Genomic DNA, 24,647 nt, shown 5'->3' on the forward strand with positions numbered 1-24,647 from the left:
TAGCAATAAAGATAAAAAAAGAGGCGGATATGAATTTTTTAGGGCATTCGATGATTTCTCTTGAAATTGATGAAAAATACGGTAAAAAAACTTTATATGGAAATTTTGCGGGAGATTTTTATAAAGGAGTAATAGAAGAAATAAATCTTCCTGATGAGTTGAAAGAGGGACTTGTTCTTCACAGAATGATAGACAGTATTTCCGATAAACAGGAAAATTATCTGGATGATTTGTTGAGCCGAAAGTTTGGCATATTTAAAGGAATTGTTTCGGATATGTTTATAGATCATTTTCTATCCCGAAATTTTTATAGATTATTCAATGAAAATATTAATGATATTGAAACAAAAATATTGTATAATATAAATCAAAATAGTCAGTATTTTTCTGAAGATTTTAAGAATACATTTAAATGGATAAACTCTGAAAGGATTTTATCGGGATATGGAAATATTGATATTTTAAAAAGAGCTTTTTACGGTCTTTCCCGAAGAATAAGAAAAGGAGAAATATTAAATTTCGCAGTGGAAGAGCTGAAAAAGAATTATAATATTTTTGAAGAAAATTCTATTAAGGAATTTGAATATGTAAAAAAAGAAAGTATAAATAAATTTTTAAATAAATATTAGGAGGATATAATGAAAAAAACTTTAGTTACATTATTAATTTTGGCTCAAGGAGTAATGATTGCGGTACCTGCTGCTCAAACACAAAAGAAAGCGGTAGCAGCAACTCCGGCAAAGAAAGCCCCTGCAAAAGCAGCAGCGGGAACAACGGCAAAACCTGCACAAGCGGCTCATCCTGTGAAAGCTGTTCCGAATAAAGCTGCAACAGGTACGACAAATCCAACGAATGCAAAGACAGGAGTAAAAGCCGTTAATCAGAAAACGACAGCAAAAACGGCAGGAAAAGCTACAGGAATTAAGAAATTTAAAACATTAAATGAAGCGGCGGATAATTATGCTAAAGCAATGCAGGAAATTTCAAATTACGGTTCGAGAGAAATGCTTAAGACAATAAATGTTGACGTAGATAAATATGTAGGCTCAAGAGGAGATAAAGAACTTGCCAAAAAATGGGAAGAAACAAATACAATGTTGCTGGAGCAGTTTGAAGTTTCCGTTTATAAAGTAAATGAAAACGGTAATACAGGAGATGTTGTATTCCTTATAAAAGGATATGATGAAGAAGCTCTGAATAAACATTTGAATGAAAACCTCGAAAAATATGCGAAAATAAAAAGACTTAAAGGGGAAGTGGAAGTAGATATAGAGGCATATATAAATTTGGAATATAATTATCTGAAAAATACAAAGAAAGTTAATATTGCAACTTCTACAGTTAAATTTGTAAAAGAAGGAAATGAATGGAGAGTTGTAGAGTAGGGATTTTCAAATATAGCTAAAACTAAGTTAAAACGAAAAGAGTGGAACAGTTATGCTGACTGATTATCATATGCACTTTGAGTATGGAGATTATGACGAAGAATGGGTAAGTCTTTTTTTCAGACAGGCTGAAAATAAAGGACTGTTTGAAATAGGGATAAGTGAACATACTCACGCTTTTAAAGAATTTAGAGATTTATACTATAATGAACTTATTCTTGATAACTCTGAAACGGGAGAATTTCAAAAAAAATGGCTTGATAACTCCAAGTCAAAATTTGTACATACTTTGGATGAATATGTCTGTTTTATGAATAAACTGAAATCGAAAGGATACCCAGTGAAAATAGGACTGGAAGTATGTAATTTCAGGAATCAGGAAAAAGTGAAAGAAATATTATCGAAATATGAATGGGACTATTTAATAGTTTCCGTTCATTTTATTAATGGCTGGGGATTTGATTTCAGCAGTCTAAAGCATAAATTTACAGAAAGAAATTTAACTGATATATGGAAAAATTATACGGAAGAAATTGAAAATGTGATTAATACAGGATTTTACGATATACTTGGACATCCTTTTAATTTAAGGCTGTTTAATAATATTCCTGACAAAAAAGATGTGGAAATATTACTTGAAAAGACTGCTGAAATGCTTAAAAAGAATGATATGACGGTGGATGTAAATACGGGAACAAGCTACAGATATCCGATAAAAGAAATAACCCCTTATAGTGATTTTATGGAATATATAGGGAAATACAATATTCCTGTAATATTGTCGAGTGATGCTCATTATCCTGAACATGTGGGAATGAATATTGAAAAAGCTGTAGAATATGTAAAAAAATATGGAATAGATAAAATAGCTACTTTTAACAGAAGAAAAAGAGTTATGGAAAAGATTTAGATTTTAAAAATTAAAAATTATTGTTGAATTTAAAATAATGAAGATTAAGATAAGGAAAGATGAAAATGAAAAAATATACCCTTGAAATATGTGTGGATAGTGTAGAATCAGCCATAAATGCTGAAAAAGGCGGAGGAACAAGGTTGGAGTTATGCAGTAATCTCATAATTGGTGGAACTACACCTACGGAAAGTCTTTTTAAAGAAATCAGAAAAAATGTAAATATTCCGATAAATGTTCTTATAAGACCAAGATTTGGAGATTTTCTCTATTCGGAATATGAACTGAACATTATAGAAAATGAAATAAAAATGTTCAGAGAATTAGGAGCTGACGGAATAGTTACAGGAGCTTTGACCAAAGATGGAGAAATAGACATAGAAAGTATGAAAAGATTTATTTCCAAGGCGGGAAATATACCGATAACATTCCATAGGGCTTTTGATGTATGTAAAGACCCGATAAAAGCATTTAATGAGCTGAAAGAATTAGAGGTAAAGACAATACTTACATCAGGACAGCAGGAAAACTGTCTGAAAGGTAAGGAGCTGTTGAAAGAATTAGTCGAGCTTTCGGAGACAGATAACAAAAATCAACCTGAAATTCTTGTAGGAGCAGGACTTAATATAGGAAATATAGGAGAAATAATAGAATTTACAGGAGCAAAGGCATTTCATCTGTCCGCCAAAAAGATTAAAAAAAGCCTAATGGAATATAAAAAGGAAAATGTAAATATGGGATTAAAAGAGTTTAGCGAATTTGAAATTATTGAAACTGATGAAAAAACAGTGAGAGAGATTGCGGAGTATTTAGAAAATAGATGTCAGAAAGTTTGGAAATGTTAACGGATATTGGCAGTAGGATTTATCTGTATGCAAATATATATTTGATTTGTCTTGAAACTGAAATAACAGAGAAAATGGTGGAAAAATTAACTTCATTAGAACCATTACTAATAAAATTTGTGTTCAGAGATTCGGCGGTTAAGGATAATATTTCATTGAAGGATGAGACTTTTAGGAAGTTAAGAAGTCTGATTGAGAGAAATTCGGGGGAGAGTAAGGTTAGTTATAGGGTTGAGTTTATTTAGGGTATAGGAAAGGAGAGAAGTAAAAATATGGGAAATAATAAAACAAGTTCATTATTTATAATTGGAAATGGGTTTGATATATCACATAGTTTAAAAACGAAATATAATGATTTTAAAAAATATTTAATAAAAAAATTTAAAATAAAAGATCCAGATTTAGGAATTTTTGATTGTGTAGATTTACCAAGTATTGATTCTAAGACTTTAGAATATAATGAAGAAGAGATTGTAATGTTAGTTATTGATATTATAAATAAAGTAGAAGGTAAAAAATGGTCTGATTTAGAAAAAAATTTATCATTAATAGATTTTTCAATGTACTTAGAAGAATTTGATGAACCAGAAAATTTTGGAGAAATTTATTTAAGAAATGATGAAAAATCACAATCTTTTCTTACATTTTTAGAAATAAAAAAATATTTTAGAGATTGGATAAAAAGCATAAAAATTGAAAAAACAAAATACAAGAATGATTTTCAGAAATTATTGAATATAGATAGTGATAAGTTTTTAAGTTTTAACTACACTTCAACTTTGGAAATTATATATAGAATAAGCAAGGAAAATATTTGTTATTTACATGGAAATGCTAAAGAAAAAGATGAATTATATTTTGGACACGGAGAAGAAACAGAAAACTATAAAGAAAAAGATGATTTTGAATACGATAAATATGAAACACAAAATAATATTATAGAAAGTTTAAAAAAAGATACAAATGAAGTTTTAAAAAGAAATAAGAATTTCTTTTCTAATTTAAAAAATATTGGTAAAATTTATTCTTATGGTTTTTCTTATGGGAAAGTTGATTTAATTTATATAGAAAAAATATGTAAAGAAATAAATACTTCAAATATTGTTTGGTATTTTAATGATTTTGATTCTAAAACAGAAATAAAAAAATATATAGAAATAATAAAAAAATCGGGATTTAGAGGAAAAACAAATACATTCCATATAGAATGATAAAAAAGAAGAGAACTTTATATTTTCATTTGTAGAGAAAATTATTTGAATATAAGATTATCAATTTTTCGATTATGTAGAAAAATATTTAGAAATAAATACAAGGCAAAGGAAAAAACAATACTTTTTCTTATAAAATGGACAATGACAACTAAATAAAAAGAGACATAAAACTATTATATAAAAAGGAGTTTAAGAATGATTATAGATTTGATGCTTGGATTAATTTTAATGATTTCTGCATTTCTTACAGGTGGCTCGGGTTTAGGCATAATTTTTATTATGGAATACTTTAGAAAGAAAACAAAAGAAAATACAGGAAAAGAAAATGAGTTATTGTTCATTATTTTAGGTTTAATAATTTATATGATATATCAGTTTTGGTTTTACATAATGATGGAATCAGAAGATATTGCTTCTTTTTACTGGTCAATCCTAGGTAGTTGGATTTATTTTGAATTTTCTAAAATTGGAATGGCAGAAAATATAGAAAAAACAGGTGGAGATACAAGTTTTTTTGATAAAAATAAATACTTGCTTTATTCAATATTAGTAGTACTTTGTATCATTAATATCATTGTATATGTGTGCATTAAATAAAAAAGATAATTTTAAATTATTATAAAAAATGTATGTATATTGTATATTATTTGTAAAGAAAATGCTTGACAAAATGAAAGTTATGGAGTATACTTGCAATTAAGGAGAGTGATTAATATGGCACAGGCGATGATTAATTTTCGTATTGATGAAAAAATTAAAAAAGAAATGGAAAAAATATGTCGTGAAATGGGAATGTCAATGACAACTGCATTTACGATATTTGCCACTAAAGTTACTAAAGAAAAAAGAATACCTTTTGAAATTACTGCAGATCCGTTTTATTCTGAAAGTAATATGAAATATTTAGAAAAAGTTATTGCAGATATTGAATCAGGAAAAGCAAAATTAGTAGAACATGATTTAATTGAAGAGTGATAACGTGAAAATATTGTGGGAGGAAAAAGCTTGGGGTGATTACTGTCAATGGCAGCAGGAAGATAAGAAAATTCTAAAAAAAGTAAACAGTATAATAAAAGATATACAAAGAAATTGGTATTCAGGTATTGAAAAACCTGAAGCACTAAAAAATAATTTGAGCGGCTGGTGGAGCAGAAGAATTGATGAGAAAAACAGAGTTGTTTACAAAATAGAAAATGATGCGATTATAATTGCTTCCTGTAAAAGATCATTATAAGTTATAGAACAAAAAAAATTAAGACTGGATAATTTTTAAAAATAAAGATTTTATAAGCCTCTTTTATTTGAAAAAGAATAGATGAGGCTTTTTTATTACAGAACAAAAGGAGAAAATAAGATGTCCAATAAAATAATCTTTCAATTTAATGATAATTTAGAATATCAGAAAAAAGCAATAAAGTCTGTTATGGAAATGTTCATAGGACATCCAAAAGCGATAGATAGTATTTATACCGATAAAATAAGAAAAACAAGGATTACTGAAAAAGATCCTGTGAGAAATATAGATACAGTGTAATAAAATATAAAAGATGTAAAAATGATATTTATGCAATTCTTCAAAATTTTATATAAAAAATTTTGTTAGATAAATATATTTTTTACATCTTTATTTTAATTTGTTATTTCTGAAAAAATATTATAAAATAGTTTTCTTAAAATATTCTTACATATTAAAATACTTACAGAAAGGCTGTGAGAAAACAACGGCACTTACAGAAGCTTCGGGATACATCATATGTCCGACCGTAAGTTTTACTCCGAAACGTTCAGGTTTTAATAAATTAAACAGTTTATCCTGATCCGATAAATCAGGGCAAGCAGGGTATCCGAATGAATAACGGTTTCCCTGATATTTTGCTCTATGAATATCGTCTATACTTATATTTCCGTCTATTATTCCTACGTCTCTTCTCATCAAGTAGTGAGCATATTCGGCAGTGGATTCTGCCAGCTCCAGTCCTATGGAATTTACAAGATGTCCTTTGTAAAATTCCCCTTTTTCTTTCAGTTCATTGGAAACAATTCTGGATTTTTCTCCTGCACTGACTACAAACATTCCGATATAGTCGATTTCAGTGGGATGAATATAATCATTCAATGATAAATGCTGTCCCCATGTCTGCCTTGGAAAGTCAAAAGTTTCGATAACTTCATTTAAATCATCTGACAAAATCTCTATTTTTCCGTCTTTTTTTCTACACGGAAAATATTTGTAAATAGCCTTGATATCAAAGTATTCATCTCCATGATTGATAATATCAAGGATTTCATTATATATTTTAGTGGCTTTCGGATCTCCTTTTTCCAGAAGCTCCCTAACAACCCATTTCATTCCGAGATGTTTTCCTATTAACATTTGAATATTCATATATTTAAATACTTCTTTTGCAGGTATATTAGTGATAATCTGTTTATTTAATGTAGAGGGTTTATATATTTTTTCAAAAGTATATTCAGGCAATTTTACTTTTGTAATATCAAAACTTCCGTCGGCATTTTTAACATCTCCTACAGTTTGGCGAACATTAAGATTTTCAAGGATTTTTTCATCCTTGATAAGGAGCATATCCCGTCTTGACTGTAAATATTGTTTAAATTCTTCAAACTTTTCAGGGACAATCATTTTATTCAAATCTCCCAAAGCAGTCATCGCGTCTTTGGAGTAAATAACTATATTATTTTGATAGGACGGCTCTATTTTATTTACCGTAAATTTTTCTGTTAGGGCAGCACCTCCTACAAATATTGGGATTTTAATGCCTGCTTCTCTTAATACTGCTACAGTATTTACCATTTCAGCAGCAGATTTTACTAAAAGTCCTGAAAGACCTACAAAATCAGCTTTTTCATTTATAACAGCTTCTCTGATTTTTTCAGCGGGAGTATTGATACCTAAATCAATTACATCATATCCATTATTTCCTATTATAATTCCTACAAGATTTTTTCCTATATCATGTACATCTCCCTTGACGGTAGCCATTATGACTTTACCTTTTGTAGAAGATTCGGATTTTTCCATAAACTGCTCCAAATGTGAAACGGAGGCTTTCATTACTTCAGCACTCTGAAGAACTTCAGCGACAATCAGGTCATTGTTATTGAATAATCTGCCCACTTCGTCCATTCCCGTCATCAGAGGACCGTTTATAATGTCCAGAGGGGCGTATTTTTTCAACAGTGTATCAAGTAGAGGTATAAGGTCTTTTTTGCTCCCTTCGACGACAAGATTGGCAACCTGTTCTTCAGGAGTCATATTGCTTATGTCGGCAGTTTTCTTTTCCACACCTTTTTTTTCACGGTAAAATGCTACAAATTGAGCGACAGTATCGTCATTTGTATTGAACAGGAGTGCTTCCGACAGCTCTTTTTCCTTGTCGGATATTTCAGACATAGGAATAAGTTTTTCAGTATTGACAATGGCGTAGTCAAGTCCGGCTCTGTAGGCTTTTTCCATATAATAGCTGTTCAGCACTTCCCTACCTGCCACAGGCAGTCCGAAAGAGATATTACTCACTCCAAGTATAGTCTTGACGTTAGGCATTTCTTTTTTGATTTCTTTTATCGCTTCAATAGTTGCTGTAGCTGAACCTATGTATTTTTGGTCTCCCGTGGCTACCGGAAATACAAGGGTATCAAAAATAATATCTCTTTCATCGATACCGTATTTTTCTATCAGCAGCTTGTAGCTTCTTCTTGCAACTTCGAGTTTTCTTTCGAGAGAAACAGCCATTCCGCTTTCATCTATCAGACCGACTACGACAGAAGCACCAAATTTTTTGATTAAATCCGACATATCGGCAAACTTTTTTTCTCCGTCTTCGAGATTTATCGAATTTATAATACCTTTTCCCTGTAAATAAGTAAGTCCTTCCTTTATTACGTTAATATCCGTAGAATCGAGCATTATAGGAACTTTGGCGAATTTTGCAACTTTTTCCAGAAATGCTTTCATATCACTTACTTCATCTCTGTCAGGATTTGCAAGGCATACGTCGATTATATCGGCATCTCCTTTTATCTGTAATCTGGCGACTTCAGTAGCTTCATCAAATTTTTCATTTACAATCAGGTTTTTAAATATACGTGAGCCTATTACATTAGTCCTTTCTCCCACATATATAGGTCTGTTTTTAGAGGGTTTCAGCGTGATAAGTCCGCTGACTGCATTTTTCGTTTTTTGATATTCTTCAATTTTTCTTGGTTGATAGTTTACACTTTTTTCTTTTATTTTTCTGATACATTCAGGAGTAGTACCGCAACAGCCTCCGACGATATTCAGATAGTTGTTCTGAAAAAAAGGCACCATTTTAGTAGCCAATGTATCAGGAGTTTCTTCATACACTCCTTCTTCGTTGGGAAGTCCTGCGTTAGGATACACTGAAATATATATATTTGAAATATCGTTTAATATTTTCAGAAACTGAGTCATAAATTCGGGACCTGTAGCACAATTTAGTCCGATAGAAAGAGGGTTCATATGATTAACCGCGTAATAAAAAGCGTCAGCAGTCTGTCCTGCAAGGGTAGTTCCTGTACTTTCTATAGTAAATGAAATCATCAGAGGCACATGATAATATTCTTCCATTGCTTTCTGTAATCCGAGATAAGCAGCTTTCAGATTTCTCGTATCCTGTATGGTTTCAAATAATATCAAATCTATATTTCCCGCAAGAAGTCCGCAGGTAGCAGTGTAGTATGAATGAGTAAGTTCGTCAAATGTTACTCCCCCTGTAACACTTATTGACTTGTTGGACGGACCTAATGCTCCTGCTACATAGAGATTTCTTTTTTCGTCAGGATTTTCTTCTCTATATTCTGCAATGGACTTATTTACAATCTCGGCAGCAGCTTTATTTATTTCGAATACTTTGTTTTCAAGGCCATAATCTCTTAAAACTATATCTAATGCTCCGAAAGTATTTGTTTCAATAATATCACTTCCTGCTTCGAGATAAGCTTTATGTATATTTTTAATTACTTCAGGTTTAGTAAGCACAAGATAGTCGTTACATCCTTCGTATTTTTCTCCGCCGAAGTCGTCAGCAGATAATTTTTGTTGTTGTATCATTGTTCCCATAGCTCCGTCAAGCAGAACTATTTTATTATCAAGGTCTTTTTTAAGCTGAGTAAATGATTTTTTATATTTAATTTTTTCCGTCATTTATTTTTTCCTCCTAAACTCTTTAAATATAAATTTTAAAATTAATATTTTTCTATTTTATCATAAATTTTATCATATGTATATGCAAAAGATTAGATTTTATCATAGATAATATCTGTTTTATTATATATTATATATATAATAAAAATTAGATTGAAAAATATTGTAAATACTGAATAAAAATATAGAAATTAAATTTGTTTAATTTTTTTCAAAGGATAAATATATTGAAATTTTTTTACATAATGAGTATACTATATATTATAAAAATTAAAAAACAAAAATACTATATATTGTGTTTTGTAATTGAAATAAAAATAATTTTTAAAAATGCAGTAATTTGCAAAATATAGATTAGGAGAGGAAAATAATAATGAAAAGATTAATTAAATTTGAAAAAGATGACTGCAATCCATGTGCAATGGTTTCGGATTTATTGGATAAAAGCGGAGTTGAGTATGAGAAAATAAATCCTTTCGATAATCCCGAAATGGCAATGAAATATAAAATAAGAACAGTTCCTACAACTATTCTTTTAGAGAGTGAACAGGAAGTTAAAAGAACTACAGGTTTTAACCCGGAAGAATTAAAAGAAATAATAACAATGATATAATAGTATCAATGATATAATATAAGATGATATATAAAATAATATAATCAAATATAATATAATATAATTAAAATAAATACTCTTTCTAATAACAATGTATTAAAGAGTATTTATTTTTGCAGAGAAAATGAATTGCATAATGTCCAAAGCTCATTATTTAACAATGACAGCTGCTGATAATTTCATGAACAATAGAAAAAATCTTTGTCTATCTTTATTTACTGATGACAGCTATTGATAATTTCTTTTGAGAATGAATGACAAATAATAAGAAATAAATAATGATAATAAATTATACAGTATTTTATGATACATAATCTTAATTTTATAATATATAATTTTACAATATATAACTGATTATATATTTAAATTATGAAAAGAGGAGCTATTCTGATGTATATATACTATGATTCCAGAACCGGAAATGTTCAGAGATTTGTAGATAAATTGAAAAAAGAAAGACCTGAATGGACTTATATAAAAATTTCTGAAGAAACTGAAGCAATAAATGAAGGACATCTAATAACATTTACCACAAAATTTGGCGAAGTACCTGAAAAAACTGAAAAATTTATGGCAAAAGGAAATAATAAAGATTATATAAAATCAGTAAGTTCGAGCGGTAATATGAATTGGGGGACACTTTTTGCCCTTGCTGCCGATAAAATATCGGAAAAATATAATATTCCGATATTGATGAAATTTGAATTGTCAGGAACGCATCCCCAAGTCGAATATTTGATAAATTATATAGAAAAAGATAATTAAAGAATTTATGCAGGATTTATGATAGAAAAAGGGGATAAAGAAATACGGGAAAAATATGGATAATAAAAACAAAATAATTTAGATTTTAAGAAATAGAGTGATTTATGTTAGAAAGGAAATAGAAATGACAAAAGCAAAAAAATGGATATATTTGAATAATGAAATTATGGTAAAAAAAGACGGAGAATTTCAGTTGGAGAAAGACAGGGAGGCGGTTTATTCATATTTTGTGGACTATGTAAATAAGAATACCGTATTTTTTCATAATTTAAAGGAAAAAATGGACTACCTTATAGAAAATGATTATTATATAAATTTTTATGATATGTATAAATTTGAAGATATTAAAAAAGTTTTTGAGCTTGTATATAATAAAAAATTCAGATTTGCTTCATTTATGAGTGCGTCCAAATTTTATCAGAGTTACGCATTAAGAGATGATACAGGAGAAAAATTTCTTGAAAGATATGAGGACAGAATAGCTATAGTTTCCTTATACTTAGCACAGGGAAATGTCGATAAAGCCCTTGAATATGCTGAAATGCTGATTAATCAGGAATATCAGCCTGCTACTCCTACATTTTTAAATTCGGGGAAAAAGAGGTCAGGGGAACTTGTATCGTGTTTCCTTGATGAAATGGGAGACAATTTGAGCGGAATAGGATATATATTTGACTCTGCAATGAAACTTTCTTCTATTGGCGGAGGCGTTTCGATAAATCTATCCAAAGTGAGAGCAAGAGGAGAAGCTATAAAAGGAGTGGAAGGAAGAGCTTCGGGAGTACTGCCTATAATGAAAATTCTTGAAGATATATTTTCCTATGCAAATCAGCTTGGACAAAGAGCAGGAGCGGGATCAGTTTATTTAAATGTATTTCATTCTGATATAAATGAATTTTTGGATTGTAAAAAGATAAATGTGGATGAAAAAATAAGAATAAAGTCCCTTTCAATAGGGGTAATTGTTCCTGATAAATTTATGGAGCTTGCGAGGGAAGATGAAATATGCTATACATTCAATCCGCATACTGTATTTTTGGAATACAATCAGTATCTGGATGAAATGGATATGAATGAAATGTACGAAAAACTGGTAGATAATCCTAATGTCAAAAAGAAAAAGATCAATGCGAGGGAATTGCTTGTGAAAATTTCACAAACTCAAAAAGAAAGCGGGTATCCTTATTTATTCTTTAAAGATAACGCAAATAAGGAACACGCATTGAAAGAAATAGGTGATGTAAAATTTTCAAATCTATGTACCGAAATAATGCAGCTGTCAGAAGTGTCGGATATAAATCCGTATTTTGAGGAAGATACAATAAGAAGAGGGATTTCATGTAATTTAGGTTCACTGAATATTGTTACCGTAATGGAAAATAAAAGAATAAAGGAAGCTACAAGAGCTGCTATTGATTCATTGACTACGGTATCCGATTTGACTAATATTGACATTGTTCCGTCCATTAAGAAAGCTAATGAGGAGTTACACAGTGTAGGACTGGGAGCGATGAACCTGCACGGATTTTTAGCTAAAAACTTTATAATGTATGAGAGTAAGGAAGCCCTTGATTTTTGTAATGTATTTTTTATGATGATAAATTATTATTCTCTTGAAAAATCAATGGAAATAGCGATTGAAAAAGGGGAAACATTTAAAGACTTTGATAAATCGGAATACGCCAACGGAAAATATTTTGATAAATATATTGAAAAATCATACATTCCGCAAACAGATAAAGTAAAAGAACTGTTTGAGGGAATATATATTCCGACAAAAGAGGACTGGGAAAAACTGAAAGATGACGTAATGAAACACGGTATTTACAATGCTTACAGAATGGCAATAGCACCAAATCAGTCTACGTCATATATTATGAACTCCACAGCTTCGGTAATGCCTATAGTGGATACGATAGAAGTGAGAGAATATGGAGACAGCACAACGTTCTATCCTATGCCTTACCTGACAAACGATAATTATTTCTTCTACAAGTCCGCATATGATATGGATCAGAAAAATATACTGAAACTTGTGTCTGTAATACAAAGACACGTAGACCAAGGAATATCCACAATATTATTTAATAAAAGTACGGATACTACGAGGGATTTGGCAAGACTGTATATTTATGCCCACAGATTAGGTTTGAAATCGCTTTACTATACAAGAACAAGAAAAGCTACTATTGAGGAGTGTTTGAGTTGCTCGGTGTAGTTATTTTCTGTGAAAAGTTTGGACAAGTACTTGAATGTTCGTGTCGACATAGAAGATAAATATATAAATTTGATTAAAATAATACAAATGAATATTAGAAAATGGAGAAAAAGTACGTTAGAATACGATGATGAACAAGAAGAAAGAGAGTACGAATGGGACATGAAAACAATGACGTATGAAGATTATTTAAGAGAATTTGAACCTAATTCTATTGAATTGGATGAATTTGGTAACTATATTGGAGATTAATAATTAAGGAGAAAATCAAAATGAATAAAAAAATATACGAAGCAGTGAACTGGAACACCCCTGAAAATGATTATGTGGAGATGTTCTGGGAGCAGAATTTAAAACAATTCTGGATTGATACTGAATATATTCCGTCAAAGGATATAGACAGCTGGCATTCTTTGGAGCCGCAAATGAAGCTGGCTTATTTGCAGGTATTGGGAGGTCTGACACTTCTAGATACTTTACAAAGTCATACGGGAATGCCTAAAATTATAGACCATATTGATTCGCTTCAATGCCGTTCGGTGTTGTCATATATGTGTATGATGGAAACTATCCATGCGAAGTCTTATTCTACAATCTTTACAACGGTTGCATCCACAAGAGAGATAAACGAAACATTCAACTGGGTGCAGGAAAATGAGCATTTGCAGTATAAAGCGAACAAAATTGATTATTATTATCAAAAAATGAATAATCCGAAAGCTACAAAAAGGGAAATCTATATGGCTCTCTGTGCTTCAGTTTATTTGGAAACATATTTATTTTACAGTGGATTTTTCTTACCTTTGTGGCTTGCAGGACAAGGACAAATGGTAGCAAGCTGTGATATAATTAAGAAAATAATCGCCGATGAGTCTATTCACGGCGTATTTGTAGGGTTGCTTTCGCAGGAAATATATGCCACATTTTCTAACGAGGAAAAAGAAAGTGTCAGAAAAGAATTGAAAGAGCTGATGTACGATTTATATGAAAATGAAGCAAGATATACAGATGAAGTTTATGGGGATATAGGACTTACAGCCGACGTCAAGGAATATATAAGATACAATGCCAATAAAGCATTGATGAATTTAGGATTTGAAGAGGAATTTGAAGTAAAAGATGTAAATCCTATTGTGTTAAACGGACTGAATGTAGAAACTACACAACATGACTTCTTTTCCAAAAAATCGACAAACTATGAAAAAGCATTGGAAGTAGTGCATTTACATGATGATGACTTTGAATTTAAAGATAATGAAATAGAATTGGAAATATAATATTTATATATAAAGTCAATATATATTTACATATTGGCTTTATTTTTATATAATAAGGGTAAGAAAAAATTTCGGAGGATAAAATATGAGATTAAAAAATTTATTATTAGCAGGTCTATTGTTAATGGGGCTGATAATATCGTGTGGAAATAAGAGCAATAAAAATAACAAGTCAGAAAAGTATAATGAGTATGTAAGATTTTATAATGAAATTAAAGACGGTAAGTTAAATAAATTTCACAGTGTATATATACAAAATTTTTCGGATAATGATTTGAATTTTAAAGAACCTGATGAAGCGGGTATTAATGCGGTTTCAGGTTTGAATCCGGATATAGAATATTTGGATAAAATAATAGACAAAATGAAAAAAGAAGTTAAGAAAAATCCTGAATTCAAAGAGCTTGATAAAAGCCTTGAAGAATTTTTGAATGCTATGGATAATGAAAAATCATTGATGAATGAAATAGTCAGCTACTATAAAAATGGAGAGTATAAGAAAGATAACTTTGAAAAAGGGAAACAGCTTCATCAGAAGTATATGGAAGCTAATATAAAAAGTGCCGAAAAATATATTGTTTATTCGGAAAATATGGAGAAATATGCTAATAAGCTGTCGGAAGAAGAATTGAAAGAAATGAAAAGCAAAGGTTCGGAAGCAGGATATTATATGTCAAAATTTATTAGTGATATAAAAGCTTTTTCTAATAAGTTATATCAATCTGAAGAGGGAGAATTTTCCGAAGAGGATATTGCTGAACTGAAAAAATTAAATCAGACTGCAAAGGAAACATATAATAACTGGATAAAAGTCAAAGGGGAGAGAATAGGAAAAGAGGGATATAATTTGGATGAGTATGTCAAATTTAGGGCAAGCTCTGAAAATATTATAAATTCAATGGATAATCTTATGAAATATGTAGAAGAAAAATCCGATGACTTATATCCTCAAAGCCAAAAATTCAGTGTTTCTTTTGATAAATTTATAGATGATTATAACGGTATAATTGGTAAGAAATAGTTCTAAATATTTTATTAAAGGAGAATATTGATGAAGATAAAATTTAAAGATTGTATTTTGTTAATATTGTTTTTATTATTAATTTGTTGTAACGGAAAAAAACAGGAAAAAATTAAAAATGAGGACAATAAAATTAATTATGAGGCTATTATAAAAGAAGGTAAGGAAATAAGATATGAAGATGATGAAAATATAAAAGAAGTTTCTTTTGTAAATGATGACAAGGATTTTGCTGTAGAAATTAACAAAATAATGAGTAGTCAAGAAAAATATAATATTTATGTAAATTTAATAGAAGAATATAAATCATTGGCTTCCGAAGATGAATTTAAAGAAAAATATACAAAATCTTTTTTGAATGAGAAAGGAAATTTTGCTCTTTCTGATAAAACAGATTTGGACTCTCTTTGGGAAGATTCAAAATACGATAATTTTGATAAATTAAATAGAAAAATTTTGCAAGCTAAAGGATTACTTTCAGAAGAACCGAAATACAAAGAATTAGATGTAGCTGTTGAAGGATTTATAAATGCTATAGAAAGTCAAAGAAAAGTTATGAAGGAAATAAAAGATTATTATATAACAAAAGAATATGAAAAAGATAAATTCCAAAAAGGAAAAATTTTGAATGATGAATATTTTAATAGTTTGAAAAATACAGAAGAAAAATATAAAGAACTAAATAAATCAAATAAAAAAGTAAAATATTTCTTATTAAGGAATGCTATAAGTGTTTTAAAAAGATTTAATAATAAAGAGATAACAGGAGAACTTTTAAAACTTAGTTTTCTTACGGAGATGCTTACAGATAATTTATTTCAGAATAAAAATAATATTGAAAAATCAGATATATTTAAAATAGAAACTCAAGATAAAAATCAATATATTAATAATTTGAAAAGTATTCAGAAAACTTTAAGAATAACATTGGAAAATTTAAAAAAGATAAGTAAAGACCAGATAAAAAAAGAAATGATTAACGAATTAATATATGATGATATTATAAAAGAAATGAATGAAGCTTCAAATATATCAGCTCTAATAATAAAGAGAATAGAAGAGGATAAAAATAAAGAAATCAATGAACTGATAATATTATATCAGAATAAAAGTGCAGAGCCTACTTTCCAAATTCACAGTTTATTAGAAAATAAAACAGATTAAAATTCAAATATAAAATTTAGAAAGAAAAAATAATGAAAATAATAATATCGCCAAGTAAAACTAAGAAAATATCAAAGCTAAAGGGAATAGAAGAATATAAAAATCCTCTATTTCCTCATATTACAGATAAAATTATAAATGAAATTTCTAAAATGAATGAAACGGAAATTGAGAAGAAATTTAAGCTGAAAAAAGAACAGTCAGAAAAACTGTTGAAATTTTACAGGAATTTTGAAAATGAGGGATATGGACATGCTCTTGCAACTTATACAGGAATTGCCTATAAATCGATGAACATAAATAATTTTAATGAAAATGATCTGAATTTTTCACAGGAATATCTTGTAATATTATCGGCATTATATGGAGCTTTGACTCCTTTCAGCACTTTAAAAGAATACAGGTTGGATATGACAAATTCCATATTTAATAATAAATCGCTTTATGAATTATGGAAAAAAGATATAAATGATTATTTTAAAAATGAGAAATGTATAATAAATCTGGCTTCAAAGGAATATTCCAAAATATTGAATTTAGAAAATATGTACAATTTGGAATTTTATGATAAAAAAGACGGTAAATTAAAGCAGATAAGTACAAACTCCAAAAAGATGAGAGGGTTTACAGTAAATCATATTGTGAAAAATAGAATAACTGATATTGAACAGTTGAAAAATATTTCTTTGGAAGAATATAAATATAATGAAAAAATGTCGGACGGTAAAAAATATATTTATATAAAAGAAATATAAATTGAATGAAAATAAGTAATTATCTAAGAATATCGAAAATAAAATAAAATCTATCTTACTGATAGAAATACAAATAAAATCATTTAAAAAAAACTATAGTAAAAAATATATTTATTCATTTAACAAAATTTTACTTATATAAAACGGTCATTCACCAAGAAAAAGTCAAAAACTCGCCTAAAGGCTTAAACAGATGACTTTTTCTAAAGTTCATTTCCTGTTTTATATTGTAAAATTTTGAAGAATTTCATAAATATTATTTTTTACTATGACTTTATTTATACTTCTATTAACTAAGATAGATTTTTTAAGATAGATTTTTCAAATTTATTTTATTTTTGATATTTTTCCTTCAGGAGAGACATTAAGTCCATTTCCTTCAGGAAAATCAGCTTTATTAAGGAAAATTATTTTTTTGACTGCTTCATTATTCTTATCGATAAATGGCCCTAAACTTCCTTTATACTGTTTTGTAGAAATAATTTCGCCATTGAGAAAATTTCCTTTATTATCTATAGTAATTTTAAATATGGGAGCTATGCCGCTCGGTCCGCTTAAATTGAATTTTCCGTAAGTAGCAAAATTTCCTCCACTGTATGAAATAAATTTATCTTTATACAGTTCAATCGCACGGGTAACATGCGGCCCTTGACCGAAAACTATATCTGCTCCTGAATCTATAGCCATTCTTGCAAATTTAAACACGTTACCTCTATTTTCTCCATGAAAAATTTCTTTTTCTCTCGTAATGTGCTGGCTATTATTCCCTTCGGCTCCGCCATGAAACATAACAATAAGTATATCGGATTTTTCTTTTACTGATTTTATAAGATTTGAAGCATATTCGTGATCATTTATATTCACAGTCCTGCTGTTAGGTGCAAAAGATACAAATCCATATTTTATTCCGTCTTTTTCCAATAGAACAAATTCAGCTTTCTCTTTTATTCCTGAATATTTGATTGCAAGATTATCAAGATTAGTCATAGTTTTTTTAATTCCCTCAGCACCAAAGTCATTACTGTGATTATTGGCAATACTCAAATAATCAAATCCTGCTTTTTTTAGATATTCTCCATATTTTGAAGGTGTCCTGAACAAATAGCAGACTTTTGGATCGGAACATTTTTTAGGGGTTCCTCCTGCATCAAAAAGTGTTCCTTCCAGATTACCGATTGTAATGTCAGCTTTTTTTAAAATGTTTTCGGTATTTTCCAAAATATTGGCATTATTTTTTGGGAGCAGGGATAATTCGGGATAGTTACTCCCGAGCATAATATCTCCTACACCGATAATTGTAATTTCTCTTTTGGAAATATTATCTTCGTTTTTGTCTTTGTTTTCAGTCTTTTTATCTTCTTTTTCCTGAACATTTCTATCCGTTTCTTTTTTTTGAATATCATCTGATTTTTGACCGCATGAATATAATAAACACACTAAAAGAATAAAATTAAACAGTAATTTTATATTTTTTCCTTTCATTAAACTCCTCCTGAATATTGATAAAGTATTGTACTTGTTTTTAATAAAAAATGCAACAGTTATAATATCAAAAATGTAGATATTGTTTTAAATGAAAGGAATTGTAACTATTTTTAATTGAAATACAATAATATACTTTATAAAAAAGTCTATATATGCTATAATTATAGAAAATTTTGAAATGAAAAAGGTGAAAAGTTTGAAAATAAATAATTCATATAGATTGTTGATTTTCATTTTGTTTTCAATATTGATATTTGGAAAAGCAGTAAATAAGAATAACGGGATAAAAAATATAAATCAACGGAAAGAAACAGTAGAAGTTGAAATAATTCAGGAAAATGAAACAGAATCTGAAAATGATTATGATGAAGATGAACAGTCTGAAAAAGACAATGAAAAACTTATCTATCTGGATAAAATAATTGATGAAAAAGAAGTAAAAGCAAAAAAACAGAGTAAACTTGAAAGAGCTATAAATAAGCTGGATAAAAAGATAAATCCTGTTTTAAGATTTTATGTACCGATGTCTTACGGAGACTGGTATCTCATAAAAACAACAGGTAGAAGGGAAGCTGAATACAAAAATATTAAATATATTTTTAATCAGGAAGAAAGCGGATACAAAATAAATAAAATGTATTATGACTCTTTGAAAAATATTTGGAATGAAGATAAGGAAAGGGCATGGATAAAGGAAACAAAAGGAAAAGTATATCTTGAAACGCAAAAAAGTCGTTTCAAGGCATATAAAAATGAAGTAGTCTATTTTGACCCTGAATATAAATATATGATTATAAAATTTCAAAATGACAATACTTTAAGAGTATTTTCCAGATATTCCGACGGTAAGATAAGATTAACGGGAGAAGAAAAAGAAAAATACGAAAAAATAATAAATGAAAATCAGGATTTGAGAGATGTTGCTTATAACAGCAAATTGAAATCGCCTGATAAAGAAAGAGCGGAAATTGAGAAAGCGGAACAGGAAAAAAGAGCAAAGAAAATAGAAGAAAGATTGAATCAAAATTTAGAATCTTATTTTCAGATAGATTAGATTTGAATAAATGATAAAATAATAAGATAAAAGAATAATTAAGATAAAAGTATAAAAAAACATAAAACAAAAGAAATAAAATAGGAGGAATATGAAAAAAATACTCATAGCATTTAACGTATTTATAAGTGTATTTATCGTTGTAAATTTAATATTTGTATATAGCTTTTTTATGGTAAAGAAAGATTATAAAAACAAGAATGTGAATATAACAAAAGGCAAAAGTTTTCAGCAGATATATAAAGAATTAGGGCTGAATTACGAAATGATTGACAAAATATATCTGAAAATAACGGGAAATTCTTCAAATTTAAAAATAGGAACATATAGATTTAATGGAAAATATTCGAGATATGAGATAGTAAGAAAAATACAAAATAAAGAATCTAACGGAGTAAGACTTACTATTCCTGAAGGATTTACGAAAAAACAGGTTTATGAGAGAATAAATGCACTTGGATTGGGAACTGAAGCAGAAATTGACGCAGCACTAAAAGAGATAAACTTTCCTTATCCCCATGAAAACAATAATTTTGAAGGATATTTTTATCCTGAAACATATATTTTCCCTGAGGGAGTTACAACAAAACAAGTAATAAAAACAGTTTTAAATGAATTTTTGAAAAAATTCCCGCCTGAAAAATATCCTGATAAAAACAAATTTTATGACCAGCTAAAATTGGCTTCCATTGTCGAAGCGGAAGTTTCCGATGCTGCCGATAAACCTAAAGTAGCAGGGGTATTTATAAAGCGTCTTAAAATAGATATGAAACTGGAGTCGGATGCTACATTGAAATATGAGTTGGGTAGACAGGCATTAAAAGGAGAGCTGAAGTCCAAAGAATCTCCTTATAATTCCTATAAAGTCAAAGGATTACCTCCCACTCCTATAGGAAACCCTCCTTTTGATACTTTTCAGGCAGTGGAAAAAGCTGAAGTTACGGATAATCTTTTCTTTTTCACTTATAAAGGAAAGACTTATTACTCCAAAACTCATGATGAGCATATACAAAAAAGAAAAGAAACAGGGCAGTTAAAATAAAAGAATAGAGGAAAAAAATGTTTAATTTTGGCAAGTTGAAAGAGAAAGTAAATAATTTAAAAAAAAGCAGTTTTATTAGAAAAAATGATAAAATATTGATTGCTTTTTCAGGCGGACCCGATTCGGTATTTCTATATCGGGTCTTGTCTTTCCTAAAAGTTGATTACTCTCTCGAACTGTCGTTGTTATATGTAAATCATAACTTAAGGTATGACGTGGAAAATGATTTGAAATTTGTAAAAAATTTTTCTAAAAAAAACGATAGCCCTTTATATATAAAAAGTGTAAATGTGAACGATTATGCTGCTAAAAATAGAAAATCCATAGAACTTGCAGCACGGGAATTGAGATATTTAACGTTGGAAAAAACTTTGAATAATATAGGATATAATAAAATTGCTACAGGACATAATCTTGATGACAATGCTGAAACATTTGTATTCAGGCTTTTGAGAGGTACATCTGTAAAAGGACTCAAAAGTATTCCTGAAATGAGAGGAAATATAATAAGACCTATTCTCTCTTTTGAAAAAAAAGAAATATTGGATTGTTTGAAATTCAATGAAGAAGAATATATAAAAGACTATACCAATGAAGAAAATGAATATACAAGAAATTATATAAGAAATAAGATTTTTCCATTGTTTTCAAAAGTAAACCCGAATTTCAGGGAAAAAATAGACGACCTTATTTTAGAGATAAACGATTTAGAAATAAGTAATAAAGAAAATGAAAGAGAAACTAAAGAAAATTTTGTAGAATATCTAAAAGATAACAAGGTGGAAATAAGCAGAAGAAAAATAAATCAAATTTACAATAGTATTTTTAAAGAAAACGGAAATATCGATATAAAAGGTTCAAAAGAATTTAATCTGGGAAATAACAGATTTTTAAGAAATGAGTATGGGAATTTAAAAATTATTGAAAAAACGGAAATTATTAAAAAAACGGAAAAAGAAAAAAATTCTGAAAATGAAGATAATAATATAAAAGTTTTAAAGATAAATCAAAGTATAGAATGGTACAATTACACCATATATTTGTATGATAAATCCAAAATGAGTAATGAAATTTTCTATAATAACAAAGATACAAGTTATATTTTTCTAAAATTTGTTGAAAATAGCATTAATACTCTAAATCAGATAATTATAAGAAAAAGAAGAGAAGGAGATAAAATATTATTAAATAATTTGGGACATAAAAAAGTAAAAAAAATATTAATAGATAAAAAAATTTCAAAATGGGAGAGAGATACAATTCCTATAATTGAATTTGAAAACTTGAATAATAAGGAAATATTAGCAGTAGGTGACTTGAATTTTTCTATAAAATTAAGAAAGATAGAAGAAGAAAAAATAAATATAATTGCAGGTAACGAAAAGATGTTAATAATTGGGAGGAAAAATGGACGATAAAAATAAGAATGATATAAAAAAACGATTGGAAGAACTGAGAAGGGATAATAACAGAAAAAGAGGTACAAATGGAGATAAGTCCCCGTTCGGCTCATCTTCAGTCTTAGCCTTTATTATATTGATAGTATTGGCTTTCTTATTTTTCTGGAGCGGAAATGTTCAGGATTATTTTCAGCAAAAAAAAGAAATTACTTATAGTGAATTTATAACAAAAATAAAAAATGGTTCAATTAAAGAAATTACTGAAAAAGATGATAAACTGATAGCAAATGTAAAAGAAAATAAAAAAGATATAATATATGTTACGAGAAAAATAACTGATAGGGTAGGAGATGACCCTATTATCGTTAAAGCTCTGGAAGATAAAAAAGTTGGACTGAAAGTTTCCGAGCCGTCATCATCGGGATTATTTCTTATGTTTATAATTAATGTATTACCTATAATTTTAATGGTAGGAATAATAATATATTTCAGTAGAAAATTAATGAGCGGATCCCAAGGTGGAGGACCGGGAAATATATTCGGATTTGGAAAATCAAGAGCGGATAAACTTGATAAAAAACCCGAAGTAAAATTTGACGATGTAGCAGGAGTTGACGGAGCAAAAGAGGAATTAAAAGAAGTAGTGGACTTCCTTAAAAATCCTGAAAAATATACGAAAGCAGGAGCAAGAGTTCCTAAAGGAGTATTGCTGCTTGGTAGACCGGGAACAGGAAAAACATTACTTGCAAAAGCTGTAGCAGGAGAGTCGGGAGCTTCATTTTATACTATTTCAGGGTCGGAATTTGTAGAGATGTTTGTAGGAGTTGGAGCTTCAAGAGTAAGGGATTTATTTGAAAAGGCAAAATCTACTACACCGTCCATAATATTCATAGATGAAATAGACGCTATCGGTAGAAGAAGAAGTACCGGTAAAAACAGCGGAAGCAATGATGAAAGAGAGCAGACATTAAATCAGCTTCTTGTAGAAATGGACGGATTTGAAACAGATACAAAAGTAATAGTCATTGCCGCAACAAATAGGGAAGATATACTTGACCCCGCACTGTTGAGAGCGGGAAGGTTTGACCGTAGAATAAATGTAGACGCTCCTGATTTGGAGGGAAGAATTGCTATATTAAAAGTACATGCGAAAAATAAAAAATTATCTGATGATGTAAAACTTGAAGATATTGCGAAAATAACACCCGGATTTGTGGGAGCGGATTTGGCGAACCTGTTGAATGAAGCAGCAATATTGGCTGCAAGAAGGGCGTCGGATACAATTACAATGGAAGATTTGGATGAAGCGGTCGATAAGATAGGAATGGGATTAGGACAAAAAAGTAAAATAATCAAACCTGAAGAAAAAAGACTTCTTGCTTATCATGAGGGTGGTCATGCAGTTATGAGTGAACTTACTCCGGGAGCCGACCCTGTTCATAAAGTAACTATAATACCGAGAGGGGATGCGGGAGGATTTATGATGCCTCTGCCTGAAGAAAAACTTGTAATTGCAAGTAAAGAAATATTGGCTAAAATAAAAGTTGCTTTCGGGGGAAGAGCAGCTGAAGAATTAGTGCTGGATGATATAAGCACGGGAGCTTATGCGGATATAAAGCATGCTACAAGACTTGCAAGAATGTATGTAGAAAGCGTAGGAATGAGTAAGGTGCTTGGTCCTGTCAATCTTGAAAATTCGGAAGATGAATTTAGTTTTGTGTCCAATAAAAGTAATGAAACTGTAAGAGAAATAGATTTGGAAATAAGAAAAATATTGAGTGAAGAATACGAAAAAACGTTGAACACTTTAAAAGAAAACAGAGACAAGCTTGACGGTGTTGCAGGACTGTTATTGAAAAAAGAAACTATTACGGGAGATGAAGTAAGAAAAATTATATCAGGAGTAACGATTGAAGATATTCTCAAAAAAGAAAAAGAAGAAAATGACGAAAGCCTAGAAAATTCCGAAAATATGAAAAATGAAAATCAAAAAGTTGAAAATGTTTCTGAGGAAACTGATCAAAATATGGGAAATGATAAACAGAATAATTCAATGTATTCTTCTTCAAATATTGAAAATAATATAGAAAATATTTCGGAGCAGTCGGTTGAAACTTCTGAAAATTACAATACTGAAATTAATAACGAAAAAGAATTAGTTTTGGAAAGTAAAAATAACCATTCAGACAAAGAAAATGATAAAAATGGCGTTACAGAAACGGAGCATCTGCCTGAAATGGACAGTGAGATTTCAGAAAAAAAAGAAGAAAAGAAAATAGAAATTCCTGATTTTATGAAATAATAGAAAATTTAAAAG

General features: G+C 29.2%; 24 protein-coding genes. 22 read left to right on the forward strand and 2 right to left on the reverse strand.

Annotated features, from left to right (window positions below; all coding sequences use genetic code 11):
- Positions 1–29: 29 nt before the first annotated feature.
- The 10 genes from ACO5J6_RS01865 to ACO5J6_RS01910 all read left to right on the forward strand — a co-directional run bounded on the left by ACO5J6_RS01865 (position 30) and on the right by ACO5J6_RS01910 (position 5,888).
- Positions 30–629: an ACP phosphodiesterase gene (locus tag ACO5J6_RS01865; protein ID WP_485641684.1), complete on the forward strand. Its 600-nt coding sequence runs from the start codon at positions 30–32 to the stop codon at positions 627–629.
- Between the two features lie 9 nt (positions 630–638).
- The gene (locus tag ACO5J6_RS01870; RefSeq protein WP_485641686.1) at positions 639–1,385 is read left to right on the forward strand and encodes a hypothetical protein; all 747 of its coding nucleotides are present in this window, start codon (positions 639–641) and stop codon (positions 1,383–1,385) included.
- A gap of 52 nt (positions 1,386–1,437) precedes the next feature.
- Entirely contained in the window at positions 1,438–2,295 is an 858-nt protein-coding gene (locus ACO5J6_RS01875; RefSeq protein WP_485641687.1) for a histidinol-phosphatase HisJ family protein, read from the forward strand.
- A 65-nt stretch (positions 2,296–2,360) separates the two neighbouring features.
- Positions 2,361–3,140, forward strand: a complete 780-nt coding sequence (locus ACO5J6_RS01880; RefSeq protein WP_485641689.1) for a copper homeostasis protein CutC — start codon at positions 2,361–2,363, stop codon at positions 3,138–3,140.
- A complete protein-coding gene (locus ACO5J6_RS01885; protein WP_485641690.1) occupies positions 3,116–3,385 on the forward strand; it encodes a hypothetical protein in 270 nt (89 codons plus the stop codon). Before ACO5J6_RS01880 ends, ACO5J6_RS01885 begins: the two co-directional genes overlap by 25 nt.
- A 27-nt stretch (positions 3,386–3,412) precedes the next feature.
- On the forward strand, positions 3,413–4,351 hold the full coding sequence (locus ACO5J6_RS01890) for a bacteriophage abortive infection AbiH family protein (RefSeq protein WP_485641692.1): 939 nt from the start codon (positions 3,413–3,415) through the stop codon (positions 4,349–4,351).
- A 198-nt stretch (positions 4,352–4,549) separates the two neighbouring features.
- The gene (locus ACO5J6_RS01895; protein ID WP_485641693.1) at positions 4,550–4,951 is read left to right on the forward strand and encodes a hypothetical protein; all 402 of its coding nucleotides are present in this window, start codon (positions 4,550–4,552) and stop codon (positions 4,949–4,951) included.
- Between the two features lie 117 nt (positions 4,952–5,068).
- Positions 5,069–5,329 (forward strand): type II toxin-antitoxin system RelB/DinJ family antitoxin, encoded by a 261-nt coding sequence (locus tag ACO5J6_RS01900; RefSeq protein WP_018498538.1) that lies wholly within the window; start codon positions 5,069–5,071, stop codon positions 5,327–5,329.
- Between the two features lie 4 nt (positions 5,330–5,333).
- A complete protein-coding gene (locus ACO5J6_RS01905) occupies positions 5,334–5,588 on the forward strand; it encodes a Txe/YoeB family addiction module toxin (protein ID WP_485641695.1) in 255 nt (84 codons plus the stop codon).
- Between the two features lie 120 nt (positions 5,589–5,708).
- The gene (locus ACO5J6_RS01910; protein WP_485641697.1) at positions 5,709–5,888 is read left to right on the forward strand and encodes a hypothetical protein; all 180 of its coding nucleotides are present in this window, start codon (positions 5,709–5,711) and stop codon (positions 5,886–5,888) included.
- A gap of 147 nt (positions 5,889–6,035) precedes the next feature.
- Here ACO5J6_RS01910 and metH read toward each other — a convergent pair whose 3' ends face one another.
- Positions 6,036–9,536, reverse strand: a complete 3,501-nt coding sequence (gene metH / locus ACO5J6_RS01915) for a methionine synthase (protein WP_485641699.1) — start codon at positions 9,534–9,536, stop codon at positions 6,036–6,038.
- 373 nt (positions 9,537–9,909) lie between these two features.
- Here metH and ACO5J6_RS01920 point away from each other — a divergent pair, with 373 nt between their 5' ends.
- The 8 genes from ACO5J6_RS01920 (at position 9,910) to ACO5J6_RS01955 (ending at position 17,349) form a co-directional block, all read left to right on the forward strand.
- Positions 9,910–10,149: a thioredoxin domain-containing protein gene (locus ACO5J6_RS01920; RefSeq protein WP_485641701.1), complete on the forward strand. Its 240-nt coding sequence runs from the start codon at positions 9,910–9,912 to the stop codon at positions 10,147–10,149.
- Between the two features lie 390 nt (positions 10,150–10,539).
- Positions 10,540–10,914 carry a class Ib ribonucleoside-diphosphate reductase assembly flavoprotein NrdI gene (nrdI, locus tag ACO5J6_RS01925; protein ID WP_485641702.1) on the forward strand — a complete coding sequence of 125 codons (375 nt, stop codon included), beginning with the start codon at positions 10,540–10,542 and terminating at the stop codon, positions 10,912–10,914.
- A gap of 124 nt (positions 10,915–11,038) precedes the next feature.
- Positions 11,039–13,132, forward strand: coding sequence for a class 1b ribonucleoside-diphosphate reductase subunit alpha (gene nrdE, locus ACO5J6_RS01930; RefSeq protein ID WP_485641704.1), 2,094 nt, complete (start codon positions 11,039–11,041; stop codon positions 13,130–13,132).
- A gap of 30 nt (positions 13,133–13,162) precedes the next feature.
- Complete coding sequence (locus tag ACO5J6_RS01935; protein WP_485641705.1) at positions 13,163–13,384, forward strand: hypothetical protein; 222 nt, start codon at positions 13,163–13,165, stop codon at positions 13,382–13,384.
- Positions 13,385–13,404: 20 nt separating this feature from the next.
- Positions 13,405–14,409, forward strand: coding sequence for a class 1b ribonucleoside-diphosphate reductase subunit beta (gene nrdF / locus ACO5J6_RS01940; RefSeq protein ID WP_485641706.1), 1,005 nt, complete (start codon positions 13,405–13,407; stop codon positions 14,407–14,409).
- Between the two features lie 85 nt (positions 14,410–14,494).
- Positions 14,495–15,430 (forward strand): DUF3829 domain-containing protein, encoded by a 936-nt coding sequence (locus ACO5J6_RS01945; protein ID WP_485641708.1) that lies wholly within the window; start codon positions 14,495–14,497, stop codon positions 15,428–15,430.
- Positions 15,431–15,460: 30 nt separating this feature from the next.
- Entirely contained in the window at positions 15,461–16,594 is a 1,134-nt protein-coding gene (locus ACO5J6_RS01950; protein ID WP_485641710.1) for a YiiG family protein, read from the forward strand.
- A gap of 32 nt (positions 16,595–16,626) precedes the next feature.
- On the forward strand, positions 16,627–17,349 hold the full coding sequence (locus tag ACO5J6_RS01955; RefSeq protein WP_485641711.1) for a YaaA family protein: 723 nt from the start codon (positions 16,627–16,629) through the stop codon (positions 17,347–17,349).
- 327 nt (positions 17,350–17,676) lie between these two features.
- On the opposite strand, the gene ACO5J6_RS01960 is transcribed toward ACO5J6_RS01955, so the two are convergent.
- A complete protein-coding gene (locus tag ACO5J6_RS01960) occupies positions 17,677–18,831 on the reverse strand; it encodes a CapA family protein (protein ID WP_485641713.1) in 1,155 nt (384 codons plus the stop codon).
- Positions 18,832–19,030: 199 nt separating this feature from the next.
- Between ACO5J6_RS01960 and ACO5J6_RS01965 the strand changes: the two genes are divergently transcribed.
- The 4 genes from ACO5J6_RS01965 (at position 19,031) to ftsH (ending at position 24,632) form a co-directional block, all read left to right on the forward strand.
- On the forward strand, positions 19,031–19,888 hold the full coding sequence (locus ACO5J6_RS01965; protein ID WP_485641714.1) for a hypothetical protein: 858 nt from the start codon (positions 19,031–19,033) through the stop codon (positions 19,886–19,888).
- A gap of 91 nt (positions 19,889–19,979) precedes the next feature.
- Complete coding sequence (gene mltG / locus ACO5J6_RS01970) at positions 19,980–20,930, forward strand: endolytic transglycosylase MltG (protein ID WP_485641715.1); 951 nt, start codon at positions 19,980–19,982, stop codon at positions 20,928–20,930.
- A gap of 17 nt (positions 20,931–20,947) precedes the next feature.
- Positions 20,948–22,348, forward strand: coding sequence for a tRNA lysidine(34) synthetase TilS (gene tilS, locus ACO5J6_RS01975; protein WP_485641716.1), 1,401 nt, complete (start codon positions 20,948–20,950; stop codon positions 22,346–22,348).
- On the forward strand, positions 22,338–24,632 hold the full coding sequence (gene ftsH / locus ACO5J6_RS01980) for an ATP-dependent zinc metalloprotease FtsH (protein WP_485641717.1): 2,295 nt from the start codon (positions 22,338–22,340) through the stop codon (positions 24,630–24,632). Before tilS ends, ftsH begins: the two co-directional genes overlap by 11 nt.
- Positions 24,633–24,647: the final 15 nt, after the last annotated feature.

Source organism: Pseudoleptotrichia sp. (assembly GCF_057270515.1).